The following is a 25,344-nucleotide window of genomic DNA, read 5'->3' on the forward strand; positions in this document are numbered from 1 at the left end:
CTGAGGTGGAAGTGTGGCGACACATGGAGCTGACAGATACTAATCGATCGAGGACTTAACCAATTTGAATGTATGCTTACTGTTATCTAGTTTTGAGAGAACACTCTCAATGGTTTGGTGGCGATAGCGAAGAGGTCACACCCGTTCCCATGCCGAACACGGAAGTTAAGCTCTTCAGCGCCGATGGTAGTCGGGGGTTTCCCCCTGTGAGAGTAGGACGCCGCCAAGCTTTTCTAAAATTTTATCATCGCGGGGTGGAGCAGTTCGGTAGCTCGTCGGGCTCATAACCCGAAGGTCGCAGGTTCAAATCCTGCCCCCGCAACCAAAAATTAAATGGTCCGGTAGTTCAGTTGGTTAGAATGCCTGCCTGTCACGCAGGAGGTCGCGGGTTCGAGTCCCGTCCGGACCGCCATTTTTATTGTAAACGAAACGATCATGTTTTCGTTTTTTTTGTGTTTTCTTTTAAATGCTGGCAGCTTGGTATCTAACCAAGCTTTCTTTTATATCGTTAAAGTCTTGGATATTGAAACATAATCCGATACACTAGAAAGAGCTGTATTTCACAAGAGCGTCAGAAAGGGAGACGGGAGATATATGGATGAGTTTGATTTGATTCACAGTATTACGCCGCATTCGCATTATCATCCTTCCGTCGATGTAGGGATCGGTGATGATGGTGCGGTTTATACAGCGTCACCCCATATGCAGCAAATTGTCTGCCTTGATACAATGGTGGAGAATGTCCATTTTAAATTAGAGTATTCCTCTCCTCATGATATCGGTTATAAGGCGCTTGCTGTTAACATTAGTGACGTGGCGGCGATGGGAGGCATTCCGAAGTTTTATTTGGTTTCTCTAGCGGTTCCTTCTTGCTGGCAGAAAGCTGACGTCCAGGCAATGTATGAAGGAATGGCGGAACTGGCGAAACTATATCAAATGGATTTGATCGGGGGAGATACCGTCTCCGCTTCCGGTCAAGCCGTAATAACCGTTACTGTCATCGGAGAAGTTGAGAAGGATCGCGCTTGTCTGCGAAGCTCGGCAAGACCCGGGGATGTTGTGTTTGTTACGGGGGATATCGGCTCGTCCGCAGCAGGACTGTCTCTTTTGTTGGGAGAAACACTCCCTTCTGCTTTTCATACGAGTGATTATTTTATCCGAAAACATAAACGGCCCGTTCCGAGAGTTCAGGTCGGCCGCTTCTGCTCTCAGCTTCAGCGCGCGGCTCTGAATGATATCAGTGACGGATTGGCCAGTGAGCTGCATGAAATAGCTGAGGCAAGTTCAGTTACGATAGAAATTGAAGAACAACTTCTGCCGGTGCATCCGGATTTGCCTGAGGCAGATTCTGAGTGGAAGAAATGGGTGTTATTCGGCGGTGAAGATTTTGAATTGGTTGGAACGGTTTCTCAGCAAGAGTGGATTTCTTTGCTTGATTACTGCACTCAATCGGGCATTCCGATTGCGAAGATAGGAGCGGTGTCTGAACGGAAGGAAGCATGTGTTCTTTTGACAGCCAATGATCACAGACAAATCGTCCTTGAGAAAAAAGGATACAATCATTTTAAATAAGACGGGTGACTCACTTTGAAGACATTACAATGGAGAACGAAAAACCCCGAAGAAACGAAAGCCGTAGCCAAGCTTGCCGCTTCTTTGGCAAAGCCGGGAGACATTTTGACACTGGAAGGCGACTTAGGCGCGGGAAAAACGACTTTTACAAAGGGTTTTGCCGAAGGACTGGGAATCACGAGAGTGGTAAACAGCCCGACTTTTACAATTATAAAAGAATACCATGACGGTTCGCTTCCTCTATATCATATGGATGTGTATCGTATGGAGGATGAAAGCGAAGACTTAGGGCTTGAAGAATATTTTGAGGGACAAGGCGTCTGTTTAATTGAATGGGCTCATTTAATTCAGGATCAGCTGCCTGCTGAACGGCTGCAGATCGTCATCAAGAGAGCCGGTGATGAGGCAAGGGACATTACCTTTACGGCTTGCGGAACACGGTATGAAACGCTTTGTGAGGAGATAAATAAACATGACAATACTGGCAATTGATACGTCAAATTACACGCTGGGTGCCGCGCTCGTTCGTGACAAAACGGTGATGGCGGAGTATATTACATATTTAAAAAAGAATCATTCCGTGCGGGCCATGCCTGCTGTCAATTCATTGCTGAAGGATTGCGGCCTGACACCGCAGGATCTTACAAAAATAGCGGTGGCGAAAGGACCGGGATCGTATACAGGTGTCAGAATCGGTGTGACGCTGGCAAAAACATTGGCATGGTCGCTGAAGCTTCCGGTTTCCGCTGTCTCGAGTCTGGAGGTGCTGGCGGCTAACGGACGGCACTTTCAAGGACTGATCTGCCCGTTATTTGATGCCCGGCGCGGACAGGTATATACGGGACTTTATGAATATCAGGACGGCCGATTACAATCCGTTCTTCCAGATCAGAATGTCCTTTTGACTGATTGGCTCGGCATGCTGAAAGAAAAAGCGTCTCCGGTTTTATTTTTAGGGCACGATACAGCGATTCATGAAGAAACCATTCTGCATGAGCTGACATCTCAAGCAGTGATAGGAACGGCTGCACAGCATAATCCGCGGCCGTCAGAGCTGGCGTTTTTAGGCTTGGAAAAAGAAGAAGCGGATGTCCACAGCCTTGTTCCGGATTATTTGCGTCTGGCAGAGGCTGAAGCGAAATGGATGGAATCTCAAAAATAGGGTGATAGGGATGAAAACGAAAACGGCGATTCGAAGCATGCGGCCGGAAGATATTGATCAAATTTATGAAATTGAAACAGCATCCTTTACTTCTCCGTGGACGAAGGATTCATTTTATCATGAGCTTTTGGAAAATCCGTATGCCCACTACCTTGTCATTGAAAAGGACGGCTGTCTGGCGGGGTATTGCGGAATCTGGATTATTATAGATGACGCGCAGATTACGAACATAGCCATTAAGCCGGAATATCGGGGCCAATCATTGGGAGAAGCGCTGTTTCGCTCTGCGATAGAATTGTGCAGAGAAAAAAAGGCAAGAAGGCTCTCTCTCGAAGTCAGGGTCTCAAATCATCCCGCCCAATCCTTATATAAAAAATTCGGTCTTCAGGCCGGTGGAATCAGAAAACAATACTATACAGATAACGGGGAAGATGCGTTATTAATGTGGGTGACATTACATGAGTGAAAAACAAGATATTTATGTATTAGGAATCGAAACAAGCTGTGATGAAACAGCGGCCTCAGTCGTAAAAAACGGGAATGAAACTATTTCAAACGTTGTCGCTTCTCAAATTGAAAGCCATAAACGTTTCGGCGGGGTCGTGCCTGAAATAGCGTCCAGACATCATGTGGAGCAGATTACCCTTGTGATTGAGGAAGCTCTTTCAAAAGCGGAGATGGGCTTTGATGATCTTGATGCGATTGCCGTAACGGAAGGACCCGGACTTGTCGGAGCTCTGTTAATCGGAGTTAATGCGGCAAAGGCGTTAAGCTTTGCCCATCAAATACCGCTAGTCGGTGTCCATCACATAGCGGGTCATATTTATGCAAACAGGCTGATAGGAGAGCTTCAGTTCCCGGCGCTTGCTTTGGTTGTGTCAGGCGGACATACGGAATTGGTTTATATGAAAGAGCACGGTTCATTCGAGGTTATCGGTGAAACGCTGGATGATGCCGCAGGCGAAGCTTACGACAAAGTGGCAAGAACGATGGGGCTTCCTTATCCGGGAGGGCCGCAGATTGATAAGCTGGCTGCTGTGGGAACGGATTCCATTCCGCTTCCGCGTGCATGGCTGGAAGAAGGGTCTTACAATTTCAGCTTCAGCGGCCTAAAGTCAGCCGTGATTAACACGCTTCATAACGCCTCGCAAAAAAATGAGGTGATTCCTCCGGAGGATCTTGCAGCAAGCTTTCAGCAGAGTGTCATTGATGTACTGACGGTAAAAACCTCTAAGGCCGCGAAACAATACGGGGTTAAACAAGTGCTGCTGGCAGGGGGCGTAGCCGCTAACAAAGGGCTGAGAGCCGCACTGCAGCAGGAATTCAGCCATTCGGGAGATCCCGAGCTTGTCATCCCGCCGCTTTCTTTATGCACGGACAATGCAGCGATGATTGCGGCTGCCGGAACCGTTGCTTTTGAAAAGGGGATTCGGGGCTCATATGATATGAACGGACAGCCCGGTTTGGAATTAACATCCTTTGATCGTCTCACGTTGTAAAACGTGAGGCTTTTTTTACTTATTAACAGATAATTCTAACATATCCACAGGATTGTGAGTATATCCAGAAATCCAGGCTGGATAAGGGGCTGTAAGTTGTTAGTAAAGTGGATAAAGTCAGAAAATTTTGTGGATAGTGTGTATAAAACGCTTACTTACATGGCTGACAAGGAGGATAGCTGTGGATAAAAAAGCACCCCTTAAAGAGGTGCTTGACGTTTTCTATTCTTCTGAGGAGAGTTCCTCCCATTCTGCTAATAAGTTTTCGAGCTCTTGATTCAGAGTTTCATTCTCCGCGTGAATGGTCTGTACCTTTTCATGATCCTGATACACGTCAGGATCGCACAGCAGCTCCTCATTGGCGCTGATTTTCTCTTCGGCGGATGAGACGGCCGCTTCGATTTCTTCAATGCGTCTCAGGCGCTGCCGTTCTTTCTTCTTCCATTCTTTTTCTTCCTCGTAAGTTCTTTTCGTATCCTGTTTGACCTTGCCGGCAGGCTGAGCCTGCTCCTTTTCCTGCCGCTTCATTTCTTCCAGTTCCAGCTGCTGGGCTTTTTTCTCGGTGTAATAGTCATAGTCTCCCAAATATTCTTCTGCATGATCAGGTGACAGCTCCAGCACTCTTGTGGCGATTCTGTTAATAAAGTAACGGTCATGCGAGACAAATAACAGTGTTCCCGGGTAGTCGATCAGGGCGTTTTCCAGCACCTCTTTACTGTCCAGGTCAAGGTGGTTTGTCGGTTCATCTAGGATGAGAAAGTTTGCTTTTTGAAGCATCAGCTTGGCAAGCGCGACTCTTGCTTTCTCCCCGCCGCTTAACGAACGGACCGGTTTCAGGACATCGTCTCCGCTGAACAGAAAGTTGCCGAGGCATGTCCTGATCTCTTTTTCCGGCATGTCCGGATATTCATCCCACAGCTCGTCCAGCACGCGTTTGGACGAGGTCAGTTCAGCCTGCTCCTGATCATAATAGCCGATTGTGACATTGGAACCGTACGTGATCGATCCGGATTCCGGACTGATTGTATTCATAATGGTTTTCAGCAAGGTTGATTTGCCGATTCCGTTCGGACCGACGAGGGCGGCGCTTTCGCCTCTTGTGATGCCGAAGGTCAGGTTTTTCAAGAGCGGCGGCTGGCCGTCATAGCTGATGGAAACATCCTGTACGCGCAGGACGTCGTTTCCGCTCTGTTTTGTAATGTCAAAACGGAAGGCGGCTGATTTTTCATCCCCGAGCGGTTTTGCCATGACGTCCATCCGTTCAAGCTGTTTTCGTCTGCTTTGAGCTCTTTTCGTTGTAGAAGCTCTGGCCAGATTGCGGTCGACAAAATCTTGAAGCTTGGCGATTTCGTCCTGCTGTTTTTCATACAGCTTCAGGTCTTTCTCATACTGCTCAGCTTTTTTTTCTAAATAGGCGCTGTAGTTGCCGAGGTATTTTTTGCTTTCTGTCCGTGAGACCTCGTACACTTGGCTGACGACTTTATCAAGAAAGTATCTGTCGTGGGAAACGATCAGAATGGCGCCTGAATATCCCTGTAAATAATGCTCAAGCCATGTAAGCGTATCGATGTCGAGATGGTTCGTCGGTTCATCCAGAATAAGCAGATCAGGCTGGGTCAGCAGCAGCTTTCCGAGCGCAAGTCTTGTTTTCTGACCGCCGCTCAGGCTTTGCACTTTCACGGAATCGTCAAATTTTCCGAAGCCGAGGCCGTGAAGGATAGAGCGGACGTCCGCTTCATATTGATAGCCGCCTTTATCCTTGAAATCCTGCTGAAGCCTGTCATAGGTTTTCATCAGCGTCTCAAGCTCCGCCGGGGCGGCCGTGGCCATCTTTTCTTCAATAGAGCGCATCTCTTTTTCCATTGCTTTCAGGAAATCAAAAACGCTCAGCAGTTCTTCTTTTATGGTAAGCTGGGATTCCAAGCCTGTGTGCTGGGCAAGATATCCCATCGTTAATTCTTTCGGTTTGATTAATTCACCCTTTTCATATGAAAGGTGACCTGCGATAATTTTAAGGAGAGTTGATTTGCCGGCTCCGTTTCTGCCTACTATGGCGATGCGATCCCGAGATCTGACTTCAAGCTTTATATTGTTTAAAATAGGATCAGCGCCAAAAGATTTGGATAGCTGATTAATTTGTAAGATCATCATATTATTTCACCTCTGTTATAATAAGTTAAGTGTAGCTTATCAACCTGCTGTCAGCAAACAATACATCAGAATTGGAACATTATAGGATAAGACATCAGGGAGAAAATAGTGTATGATCAGAAGTAAGGAGAGTTTAAATATGAATGGATTTTCTCATTTTAATGAAGAAGGCCGTGCCCGCATGGTGGATATAAGCGATAAATCTTCAACAGTCCGTACTGCCGCTGCGATATCCAGCGTACACATGAAGCATGACGTGTACAGCAGAATCAAAAACCGCGAGATCGGAAAAGGAGACGTGCTGGCTGTCGCACAGGTGGCAGGAATTATGGCCGCAAAGCAGACGTCAGCGATTATCCCGATGTGCCACCCGCTTTCTTTAAGCAGCGTCGACATTTCATTCGGCTGGGAGGAAAAGGATTCCGAAGCCGTTCTTCATATACAGGCAAGCGTAAAAACGAAAGGGAGTACAGGTGTGGAAATGGAAGCGCTAACTTCCGCTTCAGTCTGCGCTTTGACCGTTTATGACATGTGCAAGGCGCTGGATAAAGGAATGGTCATCGGCCCGACCTGCCTCATGGAAAAAACAGGAGGCAAAAACGGTGATTTTAAAAGAGATGCATCTGAGTATAAAGTGGAGGACCAATCATGAACAAGGATCAATCAAAAATTCCACAGGCGACGGCAAAACGGCTGCCGCTTTATTATCGCTTTTTAAAGAATTTACACGCGTCAGGAAAGCAGCGCGTTTCATCAGCTGAACTGAGCGACGCGGTAAAAGTCGATTCGGCCACGATCCGCCGGGATTTTTCCTATTTCGGGGCGCTCGGCAAAAAAGGATACGGCTATAATGTGGATTACCTGCTGTCATTTTTCAGAAAAACACTGGATCAGGATGAAACGACGAATGTCATTTTGATCGGTGTCGGGAATTTAGGGACGGCGTTTCTTCACTATAATTTCACAAAAAATAATAACACCAAAATATCTATGGCTTTTGATGTGAATCAGAGTAAAATAGGAACTGAGGTAGGCGGTGTGCCTGTCTTTGATCTTAATGATTTAGAGCTTCACATTAAGGATGAACCCGTGGCGATTCTTACCGTTCCGGCGGTTGCCGCGCAGTCAATCACCGACCGGCTCGTGTCGCTCGGAATCAAGGGAATCCTTAACTTTACGCCGGCCCGTTTGAATGTGCCGGATCACATTCGAATTCATCATATAGATTTAGCTGTAGAGCTTCAATCATTGGTTTATTTCTTAAAGCATTATTCTGTTTTGGAAGAAATTGAATAGCGAAAGGAGGAGCTGCACATGATCGGTCCTGGAAGCCTGGCGGTTATCGGTGTGGTGGCGGTGATTATTTTCGGTCCGAAGAAGCTTCCCGAATTAGGAAAAGCGGCGGGAGACACGCTTCGTGAATTTAAGAACGCTACTAAGGGATTAGCCGGTGAAGAAGAGGAAAAAAAGAAAGAAGAACAGTAAGATAGGATGACGCGTATGAGAGTGAATCAAATGACGCTTGTGGAGCATATTGCCGAACTTCGGAAACGATTGCTGATTGTGGCGTTATCCTTTACGGTTTTCTTTATTGCCGGCTTTTTTCTGGCAAAACCTATCATTGTGTATCTTCAAAAAGCCGATGAAGTAAAAGAGCTCACCCTTAATGCTTTTAACCTGACGGATCCGCTGTTTATCTTTTTGCAGTTCGCGTTTATCATCGGCATCATTTTGACTTCGCCGATTATTCTCTATCAGATTTGGGCGTTTGTCAGCCCGGGTCTGTATGAGAAGGAGCGCAAAGTAACACTCAGCTATATTCCGATTTCGATCGTGCTGTTTGTCGGCGGTGTGTCGTTTTCTTATTATATTTTATTTCCGCTGGTCGTTGATTTTATGAAGCGGGTTTCGAATGACCTGGATGTCAACCAGGTGATCGGGATTACCGAGTACTTTCATTTTCTGCTGCAGCTGACGATTCCGTTCGGACTGCTGTTTCAGATGCCGGTGCTGATCATGTTTTTAACGAGACTCGGTGTTATCACGCCGAGGTTTTTATCGAAGATCAGGAAGTATGCGTATTTTGTGCTGCTTGTGATCGCCGCGATGATTGCGCCGCCTGAGCTGCTGTCTCACTTGATGATTACCATTCCGCTTTGCATTTTATACGAGATCAGCATTCTGATTTCAAAAGCGGCGTACCGGAAAAGACAGACCGGCAGTGAATCTGACCAGGACGTATCAGCATAAAAAAAGCCATTTCTCCATGATGAGAAATGGCTTTTCTTTTATTTTTGATTTTTCTTCACTTTAAATGAGAAGGCGAACATTTTAAACGAGATGCTGATATTATAAGCGGCGAAAACCATCAGCAGTATGGAATAAAAAGACCACATGCTTCCCGGAGAGCTTGCGGCCAAATACGTAAAGATACAGCCGACTGCGAAATAAATCAAGCCCCAAGTCATTGGGTTCCTCATACAAACAATCCTCCAATAATTAATTGCATTTGCTCACTATGCTGTTCAATATATTTTTGGGCGGGGCCGAGCTGCATGACCACGACAATGGTATTCATCATGACATGGGCGAATATCGGCACAATAATCCGTTTCGTCTGCACATACAAGAACGCAAAGGTAAAGCCCATGGCCGTATACAGCAGCAGGTGCGTGAGGTCTTGATGCACAATGCCGAAAATGACGGAACTGATCAGTCCGGCGATAAAGAAATTCGTTTTTTCATATAATACACCGAAGATGATCTTCCGGAAAATGATTTCTTCAAGAATCGGCCCGACGATAGAAGAAACGATAATCATGAGCGGCATGGCTTTAATAATGTTGAGAATGGCTTTCGTGTTTTCGGAACCGCTGCCCACATGAAAGACATACTGCTCAATCATCCCGGCGATTCCCTGAGAAAATAAAGCGAGCCATATTCCCGCGACCGCCCAGAGAACGGACATGCCGGCGGATGCTTTCTTCCCGTTTCTTAATGTCTGCTTCGGCGCGGTTCTCAAAATCAAGAGAACGATAATCAGGCAGATAAAAAAGCTTACGACGGAATAAATCCCTTGAGCCATGGTGAGATTCGCATTCGTAGGATGCCCGCCCGCATAGCCGAATTTGTACATTAAAGGAATGCCGATCAATGCGGAAAGCTGCATGATAACGTATGTCAAAATGATATACCAATACTGTTTTCTCAAATGATATGTACTCCTTTATCCTATAAAATCAACTTATTTGTTCTTATTGTAACACAAGTGAACCAGACGTGAAAAAAGGAGAAAATCAGTGTGAGAGAGAATGATGTAAGCGTGAAAATTTTTTATTCTTATGACTTGAAATTGGAAGTGAGATTCTTTATTATAATAATTGTGTTAGCACTCTTTAGAGCTGAGTGCTAAAATTACATATTCATACTATTGAGGAGGTTATTACATTGTTAAAGCCATTAGGTGATCGCGTTGTCATTGAACTCGTAGAATCTGAAGAAAAAACTGCCAGCGGAATCGTATTACCGGATTCTGCAAAAGAAAAGCCGCAAGAAGGCAAAATCGTGGCAGCCGGTTCAGGTCGCGTGTTGGAAAGCGGAGAGCGCGTTGCTTTAGAAGTAAAAGAGGGCGACCGCATTATCTTCTCAAAATACGCCGGTACTGAAGTGAAATACGAAGGTACTGAATACTTAATCTTACGTGAAAGCGACATTTTAGCTGTTATCGGCTAAGCAAATAAATACTTTTAAAAATTCGAGGAGGTTTCGTTAACATGGCAAAAGATATTAAGTTTAGTGAAGAAGCACGCCGCGCTATGCTTCGCGGTGTCGATGCGCTTGCTGACGCTGTAAAAGTAACTTTAGGGCCAAAAGGACGCAACGTGGTTCTGGAGAAAAAATTCGGTTCTCCGTTAATTACAAATGACGGTGTGACAATCGCAAAAGAAATTGAACTTGAAGACGCGTTTGAAAACATGGGTGCGAAGCTTGTAGCTGAAGTAGCCAGCAAAACAAACGACGTTGCCGGTGACGGTACGACGACTGCGACTGTACTTGCGCAGGCTATGATCCGCGAAGGCTTGAAAAACGTAACTGCGGGGGCTAACCCTGTCGGCGTGCGTAAAGGTATGGAACAAGCCGTGACTGTAGCAATCGAAAACTTAAAAGAAATTTCTAAGCCGATCGAAGGCAAAGAGTCTATCGCTCAGGTTGCTGCGATCTCTGCTGCTGATGAGGAAGTCGGAAGCCTTATCGCTGAAGCAATGGAGCGCGTAGGAAACGACGGCGTCATCACAATCGAAGAGTCTAAAGGCTTCACAACTGAGCTTGAAGTTGTGGAAGGTATGCAATTCGATCGCGGATATGCGTCTCCTTACATGGTGACTGACTCTGATAAGATGGAAGCGGTTCTTGATAATCCTTACATCTTAATCACAGACAAAAAAATCACAAACATCCAAGAAATCCTTCCTGTGCTTGAGCAAGTTGTACAGCAAGGCAAACCATTGCTTCTGATCGCTGAAGATGTTGAAGGGGAAGCTCTTGCTACACTCGTTGTCAACAAACTTCGCGGCACATTCAACGCTGTTGCCGTTAAAGCTCCTGGCTTCGGTGACCGCCGTAAAGCAATGCTCGAAGACATCTCTGTTCTTACAGGCGGAGAAGTAATCACAGAAGACTTAGGCCTTGACCTGAAATCTACTGAAATCGGACAATTGGGACGCGCTTCTAAAGTTGTGGTAACGAAAGAAAACACAACAATCGTAGAAGGCGCCGGCGACACTGAAAAAATCGCTGCACGCGTCAACCAAATCCGCGCTCAAGTGGAAGAAACAACTTCTGAATTCGACAGAGAAAAATTACAAGAGCGTCTTGCGAAACTTGCCGGCGGCGTAGCTGTCATCAAAGTCGGCGCTGCGACTGAAACTGAGCTGAAAGAGCGTAAACTTCGCATCGAAGACGCCCTCAACTCAACTCGCGCAGCAGTTGAAGAAGGCATCGTATCCGGCGGTGGTACAGCGCTAGTCAACGTATACAACAAAGTCGCTGCAGTGGAAGCTGAAGGCGATGCGCAAACAGGTATCAACATCGTGCTTCGCGCGCTTGAAGAGCCGATCCGTCAAATCGCACACAATGCAGGTCTTGAAGGATCTGTCATCGTTGAGCGCCTGAAAAACGAAAAAATCGGCGTAGGCTTCAACGCTGCAACCGGCGAATGGGTAAACATGATCGAAAAAGGTATCGTTGACCCGACAAAAGTTACACGTTCAGCCCTGCAAAACGCAGCTTCTGTAGCAGCAATGCTCTTAACAACTGAAGCCGTTGTCGCTGACAAACCGGAAGAAAACGCCGGCGGCGCAGGAATGCCTGACATGGGCGGCATGGGCGGTATGGGCGGCATGATGTAATTAAACGGCGAAAACCCTTGATATAACAAGGGTTTGTAAGCAGAAAATAATTTAGGTGCCGTAAAGGTTCCTAAAACTTTTAATAAATGGAGGTTTCTCATTAGTTTAGCAAACTTTTGAGAAACCTCTATTTTTTCTTTTGTAATACGTAAATAAACTGTATAGTGGTTTCAGTTTCTGTATGCCCAAGCAGTCCATAATTTGAAGTGATGTCACACTAGCTTCAGCAAACTATAATATGTGAGTATGGACATTATGAACGTAGTGTAACCCTTCTGTTTTTAGATGGTGTTTTCTTGAACTCGCGATGTCTTATTGAAAAAGGATCTTGATTCAGGAGCAAAGATTAGTTAGTTTTATGGATTTGACAATTTTTTTATTATTTCGTGATGTATTCAGCATTGCTTGATAGCACTACATAACAAGGTTATTCCGGCACAATTCTGCTCCATGAATTTTATATAAAAATGGAGGTGGATTTTCAACAAGTGGAGGAAATTGAGTTTGGATAAAGCTTTTATTAGGGAATTACAGGAGTGGTTTTGTTTTACATATTGTTTATATCCTCCTAAGGTCAAACAAACCAGTTTTGTCTCGGTGAAGCAGCTAAGGAATATGAGAATTTTCAAAAATTGAATCATTACTTAGCTCTTTTGAGTTTTTATATCAAGAAATCACAGAGTGCATTTCACTTTTGTTGGGTACATATCAACAACATTTGATAACGCATCTCAACTTAAAGGTCTCTTTTGGAATCCATTGCTGTATTAAATTTTAAAACGTATGTTAAACAGTTAAAGTGATTAATTGAATAAATAATTATTTCATTTTTTGAAAAAGTGTTTTTTCTATAACCGCTAATGCGTTCATTCTCTGAATCAATATTTGATAAATAAAACTCCTTTGACATGAGATATGTATTAGTAGCTAATAAGCTGCAATAAAATAATGTTCAGTATATAGAACCAGTGTATGGAGTTTTTTAATTGGTATTTTAACATTAATATCCAATGATTTTTATGACATTTTTGAAATTTTATGTTATGTTTTATCTGAGTCAAAATTTTAGAAAGGAGAGGGATTCGTTGGAGAAAAAATTAACAGGAAATAAACTTTAATTGGTTATTATGTATCTACTTTGGAAAATTGAGCATCACAATAGCATGAAAACAAAGTCCTTTTTTTAATAAACGATTGTGAAGGATTAAGGAGGAAAAAATGTATACAGAAATCTTTAACAAGAAAATAAATTCCTTAAAAGAAAGTGGTCAATACCGGGAGTTTTTAACAATTAACAGAATTAATGGACAATATCCATCAGCTATATTAAATGGGAAAGAAGATAAAAACTCTGTAGTGGTTTGGTGTAGCAATGACTATTTAGGTATGTCGCAGCATCCCCTTGTTACTGAAGCTATGCATAAGGCAATTAGATTATATGGTGCAGGATCAGGAGGATCTAGAAACATTGGGGGTACACATTATCACTATTCTTTACTTGAGTCTTCATTAGCAGATTGGCATGGTAAGGAAGCCGCACTTGTATTTCCAACTGGCTATAGTTCAAATGATGCTACTTTACAATGTTTGTTGCGATTATTACCAGATTGTATTGTTTTTTCGGATGAACTTAATCATGCTTCAATTATTAATGGAATACGTAGTACAAAGGCAGATTGTCAAATTTTTAAACATAATGATGTAGAACACTTAGAGTCATTATTAACTGCTCAACCGTATGAGCGACCAAAAATTATTATTTTTGAATCTGTGTATTCAATGGATGGAGATATCTCCCCAATTGAAAAAATTGCAGATCTTGCTGAAAAATATAATGCGCTAACCTTTCTTGACGAAGTACATGCAATTGGTATGTATGGTCCCCGTGGGGCTGGAATGGCAGCTTCTTTAGGAGTAGCAAATCGTATAGATTTTATTCAAGGTACTATGGCTAAAGCAATTGGTATAATTGGAGGTTACGTCACTGGGACAAATGTACTTATTGATGCTATCCGGTCATTTGCTACAGGTTTCATATTCACCACTTCTTTACCACCAGGTGTTGTGGCTGCTTGTTATGCAAGTATTGAACATTTAAAAACCTCTGACAAAGAGAGAAATGAACTACATAACAAAACAAAACTATTGAGAAATTTTCTTGCTGAGGCTGGTATCCCAGTTTTGGATTGCAGTGAAACACATATCCTTCCGGTTCTAATTGGTAACGCGAAAAAATGTAAGGATGCGGCGAAAAGATTATTAGAGAAACATCTTATCTATTTACAACCAATAAACTCTCCGACTGTACCCGTAGGGACAGAACGTTTTAGAGTAAATGTAACACCGAATCATTCAGAGGAGCAGTTACTACAACTAACAAACGCATTAGTTGAAACTTTTGATTATTTTGATATCCCTCTTACGGAAAAAGGATTATTGCAAATATGATCCCATTCATGTATGTATTTTGCCTCTTAGCATGGGGATTGAACTTCATTGCAGTCAAAATACAAGGTGCTCCTGTCAGTCCGGCAGTGTCATTAACTTACCGTATTATTGGATCTGCAATTATGTTTGTGATACTTACTTTAATAGTACGCCCAAAAGGACGCCCATCCTTTAAAGATATAGGGCCTCTTGTCACTTTCGGGATATGTAACTTCGCCCTTAGTTACTTATTTTTATATTATGCAACTATTTGGAGTACTGCTGCCTTAGTGACTTTAATATACTCCCTAAAAACTGTTTTAACTCCAGTTGCTCTACGTGTTTTCATAGGAGATCGCCTTCATCCTCGTATTTTAATTGGTGGTTTAATAGGAATTACTGGTGTGTGTATATTAATTTATCCTCTTCTTACAGAGAGCTTGAGCTTGGATAATTTAAAGGGGATAGGGATAGCACTGTTGGGCACAATACTGACAGCAATAGGAGACGCAAGCTCAGCAGTAAATGCCAGAAATAGAATTAATCCTTTATACGCTAACAGTGTTGGGTTTATCGTAGCTTCTTTACTCCTTCTTATAATATGTTTGTTTCAGGGACTGAAGTTTACTTTACCTATATCGGTATCCTATCTGAGCTCCCTTATTTATCTAACAGTAATAGCTTCTTTTTTTGCGTGGTTTTTCTACCTAAAATTAATCGAAAGAATTGGGGCAGCAATAAGCAGTTACATGGTTGCACTTTTTCCAGCAGTAGGTGGAATAGCATCAGTTTGTATTGGAGATTCGAAACCAACAATTTATTTATTTCTTGGCTGCTTATTTAGTTGTGTCGGAGCTGCTATTGCTTTAGGATTTCTCTTTTCTATAAAGAGAGTCAAAAACACATCTACTGACAAAACAACTGAACAACAGACGTAAACGAACCTTTATACTACAGGAGAATATTGTCTGACAGTTTTATGAGAACCTAATGAGGTCTAGGGTAACACATGAAAATTCATTGTAAATAAGGTGATAAATGGGTTGCATTCTTATTTGAAACAGGAAATGATAAAGAGCAATCTGTCATTAAGACTTCATATCTTAAAGATAGCAGCTCTAGCCACCTGCTAGTCAATGCCGCATGCTTAGCTAGTGTGCGGTTTAATTAAGGTTATATATGATGTTATCATGTTATCCGAAATCTGTGGATAGAATAATGGAAATCAACGAAAAAGCATTATTAAGTCTGTTATAAACTTCAGAGGCTTCTCTCTTAGTGAAAAGCCTCTTTCGACTGTTGTAGTGCATAAAAAATTGAATTAGTATAGCTTAACCATCCATCTAGTCTATGCTGAATTTACTTCGCTTTTTAATTTCTTATTCTAGAAATTTGGTGTGATTTTTTCGAATTGATAGTTAACTGAATTTGAATAAAGAGTATTGTATGTCATAATTGCTGAACAGATCCAAATAATTCATTCCACAGTAAGGCGGTCTTTGTTTTTTCAGTGATGGTTTTGGAGAAATCAGGCATTATCGGGTATGAGAAAACAGCTAAACTTTTTAGAATATGAAAATTATCCAGTGCATTCAGGTTTTTAATTTCAGTAATAAATTCTTTTATTAAGGTAGCAATAGTCTTTAAAGAGAAAACTTCAAGTTGAAATGCCTGATAGAAACGTTCCGTATAGGTTTCCAATAACAAAGCGATAGGCTCAGTGATTTCTCGATTTAAAGATTCAATAGTGCTTATCAGCATATTTAATTCTTTAAAATTTTCGTACTCCTTAGCTACTTCCTTAGGCTGATAACTGGTTTGTTGAGTTTCCGGAGAGGTTAAAGATAAGTAATAACGTACAAAATCACAGGTATATTCATCAATAAAATCTTTTCCCCATATTGCATTTCCTCTACTCGTGGAAAATTTATCTCCATTTATTAAATAAAATTCGTTCGAATAGAAATATTTTGGAATAATCTTATTATTCATTGCATGAAGTAAAGCAGGGTACATCACTAAATAATAAAAAATATTATCAAACCCAAAAAACTGGATAATGTTTGTTTCTGAATTTGATTCCTTATTCCAGAGCGAATCTTGGGAATCAGAATTATTGATATGACCTGGCAATATCTCGAACCAAGCATTTATAACTTGTCCCTCAAATCCCCTTATTGGTACATTAATACCCCAGTCATTCATGTTAGTAAGAATAATATCATTTAAATGTTTGTTTATAATTTCCTTCGTATAATTTTGTGTGTTTTTACGCCATAAATAATTATATTTCCTATAAAAGTTTTTTAAAAAAGGTTTGTATTTTTCAATAGGAAATACAATTACATCTAATTCTTTAAGTTGAGCGTCTCTCCCGCATTTCTTACACTTTGGATACTGAAGAGTTTCAGAATCATTTGGCAGACCACATTTTTCACAGTAGCTCCCCCCGCATTGGTGAGCACAATGCGGACATTCACCAATCACATAAGCTTCATATAGGTATTGGTTACATTGCTCACAGTGATTAATCTTTATTGTTTTCTTAATAAAAACACCTTTTTCATATAAGTCCACAAACAATTTTTGTGTATACTTCTGATGTTCAATTCTAAAAGGATTATAAAAGTCAAGATGTACATTTAATTTTTGTAATGTATTTAATATGTTATTGGTGTTGTCCACACTGACTTGTTTGGGTGATTTCCCTAATTGGAAGGCTTTAAAAGTTACATAACTTTGGAAACTATCTGTGCTAAAAGGATATTGATATTGTTTATTATTTAATTTGAATATTCTAGAAAGCACGTCCGCAGCTAAAAAGGGCCCTGATAAATGGCCAATGTGAAGGTCTCCATTAGGTGTAGGCGGCGGAACTGTTATAAGATATCTTTTATTCATATTTTCCTCCTATTTGTTCCAATAAATTGTTAGAAAAATAAGTTTATTTTCTTTCTTATTTTTAATGGTATGCTCCTTATTAGGAGAGATATAAATGACGTCACCGCTTGTAACTATTTTTTCTTCTCCATCTATATTTAGTATTCCTTCACCTTCAGTTATGAAGAAAACTTCATGGAGATCATGCCGGTGAGGATCAGTAAATTTATTTTTTTCCACTATGACCCATGATGATGAAAAAGGTATATTTGAATCTATACATTGTTCATTTGCTGGAAATAGCCTCCTTAGAATAACGTTATATTCTTCTGTGAAATTCTCTGGATTTCTACTAATGACTTGCAAATAAACTCCCCCTATAAATTTACATATTGTAATTTTCACAATAATCATTATAATGAAAATAGTGGTATTTATCAACATATATGGGGGGCTGTTTTTTGAAAACTAATGAGGCAATTCTTTTTAAAAAGAGTGATTTAGAAGCAGGGATAAACGTCCCAGACTGGTTTACGGAAGAATATCTCAATTACAAAGAGAAGGTATGTAATAAAGATTTTCCTTGCTATTTTGCTACAACGGCTGAAAACAAAGGGGATTTATATTATTCATATGTTGAGGATGACTTGTTAGATGCTGTTAAAGCTTTGAAAACGTTCCTAGAAAAAAGGGATGCAAATAATATATACGAACAGAACATTATTATTTTTTTTAAACCAGAATTACAAAAAAAAAATATTGAATTTTATCGGAAAAGAACGTGGGAAATACTTAATTTTCTTCATGAAAATGATCCATCAGGTTGGCCATCAGATGTACCAAAAGATCCTGAAGATCCCCAGTGGGGATTTTGTTTTGGTGGAGAGGAGTTATTCATTACCTCATGTTTTCCCCCATTATTGAAAAGAAAGAGCAGAAACCTTGGGAATTCACTTGTATTAGTAATACAGCCTAACTCTATTTTTAATGGGATCGAAAGTCATAATCCTAAAGGCAGGAAGGTGCGACAGCTTATTAGAACTAGATTAGGAAAATGGGATGATGTACCTCCGCATCCCGATCTTTCAGAATTGGGGGAAGTTCAAGGCGAGAGATGGAAGAATTATGTTTATGATGATGACAATATTCCATTTAAGGGAAAATGTCCATTCAAAAATACTCTGCAATACAAATAAAATTTAACTAAAAAATAAAGGATGTTGTTCTTATGTCAAAAATTGATTTGAAAATTAGACCTGTTACGAAAAACGATACACTTGAGTTAATCCCTGTGGTTAGATCTTATATTGTTGATTTTTATAAATGCCCAGATCCTACTGATAATGAATTAGAAAATCATATAAATTATTTAGTCGATAACCCCGGATCAGGAAAACAGTTTTTGATGGAGAAAAATGGTGAGATTATTGGTTTTGCTACTTTATATTTCACATTTAGTACTACTAAGGTTAAAGCAATATCTATTCTAAACGATTTATTTATTTCATCAGAATATAGAGGGAAAGGGTTAGGAGAAATGTTGTTTAAATATGCCTTGGAATTTTCTAAAGAAAACGGCTATGCAGTCATGAATTGGAAAACATCTCATGATAATTTGAAAGCTCAGACACTTTACGAAAAAATGGGTGGTGTGAATACTAATAAAAATTGGATAAACTATGAAATAATACTATGAAAATGCATTTTGATGTAGTAATTATTGGTGCAGGTATAATGGGAGCAAGTTTATCATACTATTTAACAAAATTAGGGTTGAAAAATATTGCGTTATGTGAACAAGGTATTCCACCAGGGAATGGAGCAACACACAAATCTGGTGGATTCATAAGAATTTTTCATGAAAACGAATGGTATACTAAAAGGGCTGTTGAAAGTTATGATACTTACGCTGACTGGGGAAATAAAATTGGTGGAAGCTGCGGTTTTAAAAAAACTGGGTTTTCATTTATAACAGATTCTACTCGTTCAGACCAATTAAGAGCAAATGCGAAAAAAGTAAACCGATATTGTTCCCAGGTCTCAGTTTTGTCACCAGATGAGTTCCAACAGTTTCAACCAGATTTTTCTCTTGAGGGAATAGGTGCGATTGTTTACGAGCCTAACGGCGGTTATGCCGATCCTGCAAAAACTGCTTTAACCTTTATTAAACAATCTGAAAAGAAAGGTATGAAGCTTTTAGAAGGGGTCAAAGTCGAGAGGATATTACATCACAGAAAAAAGATTACAGGGATACAAACAAATATCGGGAGTATTCGTGCAGATAAATATGTGGTTGCCAATAATATATGGGCAAATTTTTTGTTGGAAGAACTAGGATTGAGACTGCCTATGTTTAAGAAATCGATTGGCCTTGGTTTTATTGAATGGGATAAAGAAAAATCGGTATCACACTTAACAAGCTGTATTGACGAAACTATAGGTACATACTTTCGAATTTTCTCAAATTACCGTCTTTTATTTGGAGTTCAAATGAGTCACTCAGGTGCTCTGCTTCAAGATCGTTCTTATTTAGACTATGGAGATATGCAGATTGCAAAAGAGAAACTGGTAGGAAGATTACCTTTGCTTCATAAGGCAGAGTATCTTGGGAGCAGACTAAGTTTCGATTCTTATACAAGTGATGGGCTTCCAATTATCGGGGTTCATCCTGAATTTGATGATCTGTATCTTATGGTTGGATTTAATGGCAGCGGCTTTAAAATTGCACCTTCTATAGGATTAATCTTGGCAAGAGAGATTTTCCATAACGAAAGAATGGCTGAATTGAATAATACCAGAATGGAAAGGTTCAATAAACAAAGCCCAATATAGTTTTTTGGGCTTTTTGTGTTTAAAGATATGTTTCTTAATCTTAATAGGAGAGATACTATGGAGGACAAACTATGGACAAATTCGTTTATGGCCTTAATAACAGCCAGTTTTTTTATGTTCTTCAGTTACTATATGTTAATGGCTGTATTACCAATGTATGTAGTTGACATAATGAATAAAAGTTCAATCAGTGCCGGAATTATTTTAACAGTATTTATTATTGGCTCAACAATTGCAAGATTTTTTATTGGAAATTGCCTCGATAGTTTTGATAGAAGAATATTATTACTAATATCCTCTATATTATTTTTAATTGCTAACCTTTTATATTATGGAGCACAGACATTTGAATCTTTGCTATTGCTTAGAATATTTCATGGTTGTACTTATGGTATGATGACTACAACTCTAAGTACAATTACAGCCGAACTTGTTCCAAGCTCAAGAAAGGGAGAAGGCATAGGATACTATGGCACTGGAATGAGCCTTGGAATGGTACTAGGTCCTTTTGTAGGTCTATATATATTCTCAAATTTTGGAGTTCACGAAATGTTTTTAATTGCAACAGTATCTTCATTTTTAACATTTTTGATAGGTATGTTGGTTCAAGTTCCTCGCATGAATAAAGAAGGGAAAATAAAAAGAAAAATTAAGTTTTTTGAGAGAGCTGTTTTGAAAATTTCTTTTATAGCATTTTTATTAGCACTTGGATACTGCTCGATCAGTTCTTTTTTGTCTCTGTATACTGAGGCTATGGATGAGCCCCATGCTGGTGGTTATTTTTTTCTATGTTATGGGGTTGCAATGATTATATCTCGTCCTGTAATTGGAAAAATATTTGATAAGGCTCAAGGGAAAAAAATTATAACTGTTTCATATTTTGTTTATATCTGTGGAATGTTATTGCTTAGTTATTCCTCTTCATATGTAGATTTTTGCATTGCAGGTTTATTATTGGGGATTGGTTTCGGATCTGTATTTTCTTGTTTGCAAACCATTATGGTGAATAGTGTTAATTCCTCGGCTCTAGGGACAGCGAATTCAACCTATTATTTATTTTTCGATAGCGGAATTGCATTAGGTTCTTGTTTATTGGGGCTTTTGGTGAATATTTTGGGATTTCAGTGGATGTTCAGAATTTCAAGTTTAATTATTTTTTATTCATTTCTGTTCTTCTATTTGTTCTTTATTAGACAGACAAATGTTCTACGAATAAATAAAGGTAAAGGAAGAGATAGTTCCTTGAATTAAAATATTTAAAAGGAATGATAACAAATTAATTTGGTTCGATTTAAATTGAAGATTCCTAATATTAACTGAATTCGAAAAATGATCGCAAGTTTTTCTATTTCCCATTTGGAACAGTCCCATTAGAATTATTATCTGACTCATATATTCAGTATGGTCTGTCAATCGTAGCTATAAATGAATAGAACATGGATCGAATTTGCTGTAATTAACTTGAATAACTATTTGATTTTATCTGAAATGCTCATGAGGCCCTATCAGATAGCCCTTATCAGTTTACTCAACTGATAAGGCCTGATTTATTTATAAATAAGGTGTGAGGGGTTTATCTTAGATGGAATTCACACTTTCCTAACTACAATGTGACTTCACCATTTCCTTCAAGCACCATTCTCAGCTGCTCCACCTCACCCCGAATCCCAATCCCCGGCTCCCACGAATCAATCAGACGAATTGCTTTCTGATTCGATTCTATTGCTTTCGTTTTCTCTCCTTTTCGGTACAACAGCTGTGCCATTCCATAATGATAATAGATCAGTTCAACTTGATTGGCGTTGTGTTTGTCATAGAGCATCTGTTCAAAGGCTTTTTCCGCTTTTTCGAGTTGATCACACTTGACGTAAGCCATGCCGAGGTTGAAATAGGCTTCTATCGTTTTTTCGCCGCCGTATGCGGCGCTGGTTGTGTTTGCCGCTTCGTATAATGTGATGGCTTCTTCATAGTGAGAGCGGGCGAAACTCAGGTCGCCGCGGACCAGAAGAACCCTGTGCCGGATAATGGGCGAGACGGGCTGATCTTTGATGCCGTCCAGCATTGCTGCCGCTTTGTCCGGATCTCCGGTTTTTAACAGCAGCCTCGATTGCAGGGCGATTCCCCATACTTTCAAGTCATCGTGATCCGGTGCGCCTGATTGTTCGAGTATCTTCAGGCCGGCTTCTATTTGCCTGAGAGCTCCGTCTGAATCGTTGACTTCCATCAGCGCCCAGCCTGCCGTGTCGATCCTGAAGTAGGCTTCCCGTGTGTGTTCGTCTGATTGACGGGCGGCATCGGCGGCTTTTAATCCGTATTCGATTCGCAGAGGCAGGTTGATTCTGCTTAGAAAATGGCTGATGCGGATGATGAGTTTAATCAGGATGTCATGTTGTCCGGTTTCGCCCGACCATTCGATGACCTTTAGGATGTTCGGCCATTCCTTTTTCATTAGCTCTAAATTCCGTCCCAGCAGATAGCTCCAATAGACGGAATTCGGCTTTTCCCGTTTTATATGGGTTTCCGCATAATCCATATAATAATGCGCCCAGCGGCTTCGGGCTTCTTTTGCAAAATCATGATTTTCAGATAAGTGCTGTTCTCCGTAAGCGACAACGGTTTGATGGGCTGCGTATTGAATTCTTCCTGCGCTTCGTTCCGGCTGTATTAAAGCATATGACCGCATTTGCTCAATCGCGTAATGAAACCGCCGGACGTCTAATCCGGCCGCTTGAGCCAAGCTTTTTTCATCAGGGGGCTTAGCGAAAAAGCAAAGCGTCTGCCATAGTTTTCGTGTGTCTTCATGACATCTGTCCCATGTGCGGCCAAAGAGAACCTCAAACAATTCCAATAATGAGTAGCCCGCTTGTTTAAGTTCTTGAATGAGCTGCGGAGCGGGGATGTCGTCGTCTGACATGTAAGCGATGCTCAGTGCCATGGCCTTCGGGTTGCCGGCGGCTGCTAAGATGAATTCATTTTTAAGGTCAGGCGATAGCTCCAACAGCTGCTCCAGCTTTTCCCGTTTTTGCGGGAGGTTGCATGTTTGCAGACAGCGGTGCACTTCTTGATGGAAAAATTCAAGGGCATCCGTTTGTTCAAGGCCGCTCAGCTGGATGGCCGCCAGTTCCCCGAGGCCGTCCCGGTATGTCTGTTTTACGTTTTCCCGTGCGGTAAGGAGGACTTTTACGCCTTGCGGAAGGCCGATGATAAATTCGTGAATGTCACGTTCCGCTGTATCGATGCTGTCAACGATCAGCAATACCGGTTTTTTATTTGAATGAGCGGCTAATGCATTGCGGACGACGAACCGTTTTTCGTTGATTGATTTATCGATTTGTTCGGTGCGTCCGAGCTGATAGGCGATCGTGTTTAAAAAATCGCTGAAGCTCAATCCTTTCCAGTCAGCGCTGATCCAGATGATGCTGTTGAATGCTGGCCAGTCTGGTGAACTGCCGGCACAAAGGTAGGCTGCTTCAAGAGCGATCGTTGTTTTCCCCATGCCGGCCCAGCCTGTGATTAAACAGACCGGTGACGGAGACAGCATCCATTGCCGGATCGCCTCTATATCAAAGTCGCGGCCGATAAAGTTTCCCGTCCGGCGTGACGGTAAGTTATGCGTGACGGAGTTTCTTGTAAGCGCATTCGTTTCGTGGCTTGGTCTGTCATGAAACAGCCGCTTTACTGCTTTTTCAACATCGTCATCACTCGGCGCTCCGAATGATCCGTCTTTCCGGAGTATTTTTGCTTTTTTTAGACAAGACGCCGTCCAAACGGGCAATGCGGGTTTGATGACGGGAATGGTGGTGGTTTCCAGAAGATCGGTCAGCCATTCAGAATCCATATCAGTCTTTTCTATAATGATCCAGATCATGCCGAACAGCTTTCCGTCGTCAATTCGTCCGGGAATGTAGTTTCCGCCCATCTGTCCGATCCAGCTTTTGATCGTGTTAGAGGAAACGCCTAATCGGAGTGCGATTTGATCTATATAAGACTGTCCTGTTTTTTCGTTCTTTTTCCTTCTGACTTTATAATCAGGATGAAGTTTCAGCGATTTGACGGCAGGTGCCAGCAGTTCTGCAAAATGTGTCCGGTTTTCAAGTTCAGCCATTAGCCTGCACCTCCTATTAGTACTATTTTATCAATTCAGTGTTTTTTGTATATGAAAAAATAAAAAGTACAGTGCGGCTGTCCTTTTATACAGCAGGAAAGGCTGTTGAACGTATGGAAAAGCAGATAAAATAGGGACAGTAATAGAGAAAACAAAAATGTATGCACTTACATTTCAGAGCAGAGAAAGGATTTTGCCAAATGACTCACACAGTGCCTCAAAACATGAAAGCGGCGGTTATGCACAACACGAGAGAAATCAAAATCGAAACATTGCCCGTGCCTGACATCAATCATGATGAAGTGTTGATTAAGGTGATGGCTGTCGGAATTTGCGGATCTGATCTGCATTACTATACAAATGGCAGAATAGGCAATTATGTAGTGGAAAAACCATTTATCCTCGGTCATGAATGTGCGGGAGAAATTGCCGCCGTCGGATCGTCTGTCGATCAATTCAAGGTGGGAGACTGTGTCGCCGTCGAACCCGGTGTCACATGCGGACGCTGTGAGGCGTGTAAGGAAGGGCGTTATAACCTTTGCCCGGATGTACAGTTTTTGGCGACACCGCCGGTTGACGGCGCGTTTGTCCAATATATCAAAATGCGCCAGGACTTTGTTTTCTCGATTCCGGATTCACTATCCTATGAAGATGCGGCTTTGATTGAACCGTTTTCTGTCGGCATTCATGCGGCCGCGAGAACGAAGCTTCAGCCCGGTTCAACAGTTGCGATCATGGGAATGGGTCCTGTGGGGCTGATGGCCGTTGCGGCAGCGAAAGCATACGGGGCAGGCACAATCATTGTGACCGACTTGGAGCTGCTGCGGTTAGATGCCGCGAAAAAAATGGGAGCGACGCATGTCATTAATGTACGGGAACAGGACGCCGGTGAAGAAATCAAAACGATCACGAATGGCAGAGGCGTTGATGCTGCCTGGGAAACAGCGGGGAATCCGGCGGCATTGCAATCCGCACTGGCTTCCGTGCGCCGGGGCGGAAAACTGGCGATTGTCGGTTTGCCTTCTCAGAACGAGATTCCGCTCAATGTGCCGTTTATTGCGGATAACGAGATTGATATTTACGGAATCTTCCGTTATGCGAATACGTATCCGAAGGGAATTGAATTTCTCGCTTCCGGCATAGTGGACACGAAGCACCTTATAACGGACCAATATCCGCTGGAGAAGACGCAAGAGGCGATGGAACGGGCCTTTCAATACAAAAATGAATGCTTAAAAGTGATGGTGTATCCAAATCGCTGAGTGAACGGGGAGGATCTTTGCATTCTCCCTCTTGCTTATCAAAAAT

Annotated in this window: 24 protein-coding genes, 2 tRNA genes and 2 rRNA genes (1 of these 28 cut by a window edge); 22 read left to right on the plus strand and 6 right to left on the minus strand. The window is 41.6% G+C overall.

Annotated features, from left to right (window positions below; translation table 11 throughout):
* From NYE38_RS02975 to tsaD, 9 genes are all read left to right on the plus strand, one after another.
* A 23S ribosomal RNA gene (locus NYE38_RS02975) occupies positions 1-63 on the plus strand (it extends 2,867 nt beyond the left edge of the window).
* Positions 64-113: 50 nt separating this feature from the next.
* Positions 114-229: ribosomal RNA gene (rrf, locus tag NYE38_RS02980) — 5S ribosomal RNA — on the plus strand.
* Positions 230-248: 19 nt separating this feature from the next.
* Positions 249-325, plus strand: a tRNA-Met gene (locus NYE38_RS02985).
* A gap of 10 nt (positions 326-335) precedes the next feature.
* A tRNA-Asp gene (locus NYE38_RS02990) sits at positions 336-412 on the plus strand.
* A gap of 182 nt (positions 413-594) precedes the next feature.
* Entirely contained in the window at positions 595-1,572 is a 978-nt protein-coding gene (thiL, locus tag NYE38_RS02995; protein ID WP_025649874.1) for a thiamine-phosphate kinase, read from the plus strand.
* Positions 1,573-1,587: 15 nt separating this feature from the next.
* Positions 1,588-2,064 (plus strand): tRNA (adenosine(37)-N6)-threonylcarbamoyltransferase complex ATPase subunit type 1 TsaE, encoded by a 477-nt coding sequence (tsaE, locus tag NYE38_RS03000; RefSeq protein WP_014417064.1) that lies wholly within the window; start codon positions 1,588-1,590, stop codon positions 2,062-2,064.
* A complete protein-coding gene (gene tsaB / locus NYE38_RS03005; protein ID WP_007408854.1) occupies positions 2,045-2,734 on the plus strand; it encodes a tRNA (adenosine(37)-N6)-threonylcarbamoyltransferase complex dimerization subunit type 1 TsaB in 690 nt (229 codons plus the stop codon). Before tsaE ends, tsaB begins: the two co-directional genes overlap by 20 nt.
* 10 nt (positions 2,735-2,744) lie before the next feature.
* The gene (rimI, locus tag NYE38_RS03010; protein ID WP_003155993.1) at positions 2,745-3,200 is read left to right on the plus strand and encodes a ribosomal protein S18-alanine N-acetyltransferase; all 456 of its coding nucleotides are present in this window, start codon (positions 2,745-2,747) and stop codon (positions 3,198-3,200) included.
* Positions 3,193-4,233: a tRNA (adenosine(37)-N6)-threonylcarbamoyltransferase complex transferase subunit TsaD gene (tsaD, locus tag NYE38_RS03015; RefSeq protein WP_025649875.1), complete on the plus strand. Its 1,041-nt coding sequence runs from the start codon at positions 3,193-3,195 to the stop codon at positions 4,231-4,233. Before rimI ends, tsaD begins: the two co-directional genes overlap by 8 nt.
* Positions 4,234-4,455: 222 nt before the next feature.
* Here the strand turns inward: tsaD and NYE38_RS03020 are convergent, their stop codons facing one another.
* The gene (locus NYE38_RS03020; protein ID WP_017418987.1) at positions 4,456-6,384 is read right to left on the minus strand and encodes an ABC-F family ATP-binding cassette domain-containing protein; all 1,929 of its coding nucleotides are present in this window, start codon (positions 6,382-6,384) and stop codon (positions 4,456-4,458) included.
* Between the two features lie 139 nt (positions 6,385-6,523).
* Between NYE38_RS03020 and moaC the strand changes: the two genes are divergently transcribed.
* Genes moaC through tatC form a run of 4 tightly spaced genes read left to right on the plus strand, consistent with a single transcriptional unit; the run spans position 6,524 to position 8,634 of the window.
* Positions 6,524-7,036: a cyclic pyranopterin monophosphate synthase MoaC gene (gene moaC, locus NYE38_RS03025; protein ID WP_003155986.1), complete on the plus strand. Its 513-nt coding sequence runs from the start codon at positions 6,524-6,526 to the stop codon at positions 7,034-7,036.
* Positions 7,033-7,680: a redox-sensing transcriptional repressor Rex gene (locus NYE38_RS03030; protein ID WP_003155984.1), complete on the plus strand. Its 648-nt coding sequence runs from the start codon at positions 7,033-7,035 to the stop codon at positions 7,678-7,680. Before moaC ends, NYE38_RS03030 begins: the two co-directional genes overlap by 4 nt.
* 18 nt (positions 7,681-7,698) lie before the next feature.
* Positions 7,699-7,869, plus strand: coding sequence for a twin-arginine translocase TatA/TatE family subunit (locus NYE38_RS03035; protein WP_003155981.1), 171 nt, complete (start codon positions 7,699-7,701; stop codon positions 7,867-7,869).
* A gap of 6 nt (positions 7,870-7,875) precedes the next feature.
* Positions 7,876-8,634 (plus strand): twin-arginine translocase subunit TatC, encoded by a 759-nt coding sequence (gene tatC, locus NYE38_RS03040; protein WP_007609791.1) that lies wholly within the window; start codon positions 7,876-7,878, stop codon positions 8,632-8,634.
* A 38-nt stretch (positions 8,635-8,672) separates the two neighbouring features.
* Here the strand turns inward: tatC and NYE38_RS03045 are convergent, their stop codons facing one another.
* Both NYE38_RS03045 and NYE38_RS03050 read right to left on the minus strand, forming a co-directional pair.
* The gene (locus tag NYE38_RS03045) at positions 8,673-8,864 is read right to left on the minus strand and encodes a YdiK family protein (protein ID WP_003155975.1); all 192 of its coding nucleotides are present in this window, start codon (positions 8,862-8,864) and stop codon (positions 8,673-8,675) included.
* Positions 8,861-9,595: a type II CAAX endopeptidase family protein gene (locus tag NYE38_RS03050; protein ID WP_003155972.1), complete on the minus strand. Its 735-nt coding sequence runs from the start codon at positions 9,593-9,595 to the stop codon at positions 8,861-8,863. The genes NYE38_RS03045 and NYE38_RS03050 overlap by 4 nt, the downstream gene beginning before the upstream one ends.
* 236 nt (positions 9,596-9,831) lie before the next feature.
* Here NYE38_RS03050 and groES point away from each other — a divergent pair, with 236 nt between their 5' ends.
* The 4 genes from groES to NYE38_RS03070 all read left to right on the plus strand — a co-directional run bounded on the left by groES (position 9,832) and on the right by NYE38_RS03070 (position 15,157).
* Positions 9,832-10,116, plus strand: coding sequence for a co-chaperone GroES (gene groES, locus NYE38_RS03055; protein ID WP_003155970.1), 285 nt, complete (start codon positions 9,832-9,834; stop codon positions 10,114-10,116).
* Between the two features lie 41 nt (positions 10,117-10,157).
* On the plus strand, positions 10,158-11,792 hold the full coding sequence (gene groL, locus NYE38_RS03060) for a chaperonin GroEL (RefSeq protein ID WP_003155941.1): 1,635 nt from the start codon (positions 10,158-10,160) through the stop codon (positions 11,790-11,792).
* A gap of 1,218 nt (positions 11,793-13,010) precedes the next feature.
* A complete protein-coding gene (gene hemA, locus NYE38_RS03065; RefSeq protein ID WP_017418988.1) occupies positions 13,011-14,240 on the plus strand; it encodes a 5-aminolevulinate synthase in 1,230 nt (409 codons plus the stop codon).
* Positions 14,237-15,157 (plus strand): DMT family transporter, encoded by a 921-nt coding sequence (locus NYE38_RS03070; RefSeq protein WP_017418989.1) that lies wholly within the window; start codon positions 14,237-14,239, stop codon positions 15,155-15,157. The genes hemA and NYE38_RS03070 overlap by 4 nt, the downstream gene beginning before the upstream one ends.
* A gap of 511 nt (positions 15,158-15,668) precedes the next feature.
* Here the strand turns inward: NYE38_RS03070 and NYE38_RS03075 are convergent.
* Together NYE38_RS03075 and NYE38_RS03080 are read right to left on the minus strand one after the other, a co-directional pair.
* Positions 15,669-17,120, minus strand: coding sequence for a class I tRNA ligase family protein (locus tag NYE38_RS03075; protein WP_017418990.1), 1,452 nt, complete (start codon positions 17,118-17,120; stop codon positions 15,669-15,671).
* Between the two features lie 9 nt (positions 17,121-17,129).
* The gene (locus tag NYE38_RS03080) at positions 17,130-17,465 is read right to left on the minus strand and encodes a cupin domain-containing protein (RefSeq protein ID WP_017418991.1); all 336 of its coding nucleotides are present in this window, start codon (positions 17,463-17,465) and stop codon (positions 17,130-17,132) included.
* Between the two features lie 95 nt (positions 17,466-17,560).
* On the opposite strand from NYE38_RS03080, the gene NYE38_RS03085 reads away from it, so the two are divergent.
* The 4 genes from NYE38_RS03085 to NYE38_RS03100 are packed head-to-tail and all read left to right on the plus strand — an operon-like array spanning position 17,561 to position 21,182.
* Positions 17,561-18,295, plus strand: a complete 735-nt coding sequence (locus NYE38_RS03085) for a YqcI/YcgG family protein (RefSeq protein WP_017418992.1) — start codon at positions 17,561-17,563, stop codon at positions 18,293-18,295.
* A 32-nt stretch (positions 18,296-18,327) separates the two neighbouring features.
* Complete coding sequence (locus tag NYE38_RS03090; RefSeq protein WP_017418993.1) at positions 18,328-18,795, plus strand: GNAT family N-acetyltransferase; 468 nt, start codon at positions 18,328-18,330, stop codon at positions 18,793-18,795.
* Positions 18,792-19,931, plus strand: coding sequence for an FAD-binding oxidoreductase (locus NYE38_RS03095; protein WP_017418994.1), 1,140 nt, complete (start codon positions 18,792-18,794; stop codon positions 19,929-19,931). Before NYE38_RS03090 ends, NYE38_RS03095 begins: the two co-directional genes overlap by 4 nt.
* A 57-nt stretch (positions 19,932-19,988) precedes the next feature.
* A complete protein-coding gene (locus NYE38_RS03100) occupies positions 19,989-21,182 on the plus strand; it encodes an MFS transporter (RefSeq protein WP_017418995.1) in 1,194 nt (397 codons plus the stop codon).
* Positions 21,183-21,534: 352 nt separating this feature from the next.
* Here the strand turns inward: NYE38_RS03100 and NYE38_RS03105 are convergent, their stop codons facing one another.
* Positions 21,535-24,036, minus strand: coding sequence for an NB-ARC domain-containing protein (locus NYE38_RS03105; RefSeq protein ID WP_340803139.1), 2,502 nt, complete (start codon positions 24,034-24,036; stop codon positions 21,535-21,537).
* Positions 24,037-24,236: 200 nt separating this feature from the next.
* Here NYE38_RS03105 and gutB point away from each other — a divergent pair, with 200 nt between their 5' ends.
* Complete coding sequence (gutB, locus tag NYE38_RS03110; RefSeq protein WP_340803140.1) at positions 24,237-25,298, plus strand: sorbitol dehydrogenase; 1,062 nt, start codon at positions 24,237-24,239, stop codon at positions 25,296-25,298.
* Positions 25,299-25,344 lie beyond the last annotated feature (46 nt).

Source organism: Bacillus sp. EU63 (assembly GCF_038592915.1).
In the GTDB taxonomy this organism is placed as follows: Bacteria; Bacillota; Bacilli; order Bacillales; family Bacillaceae; genus Bacillus; species Bacillus velezensis.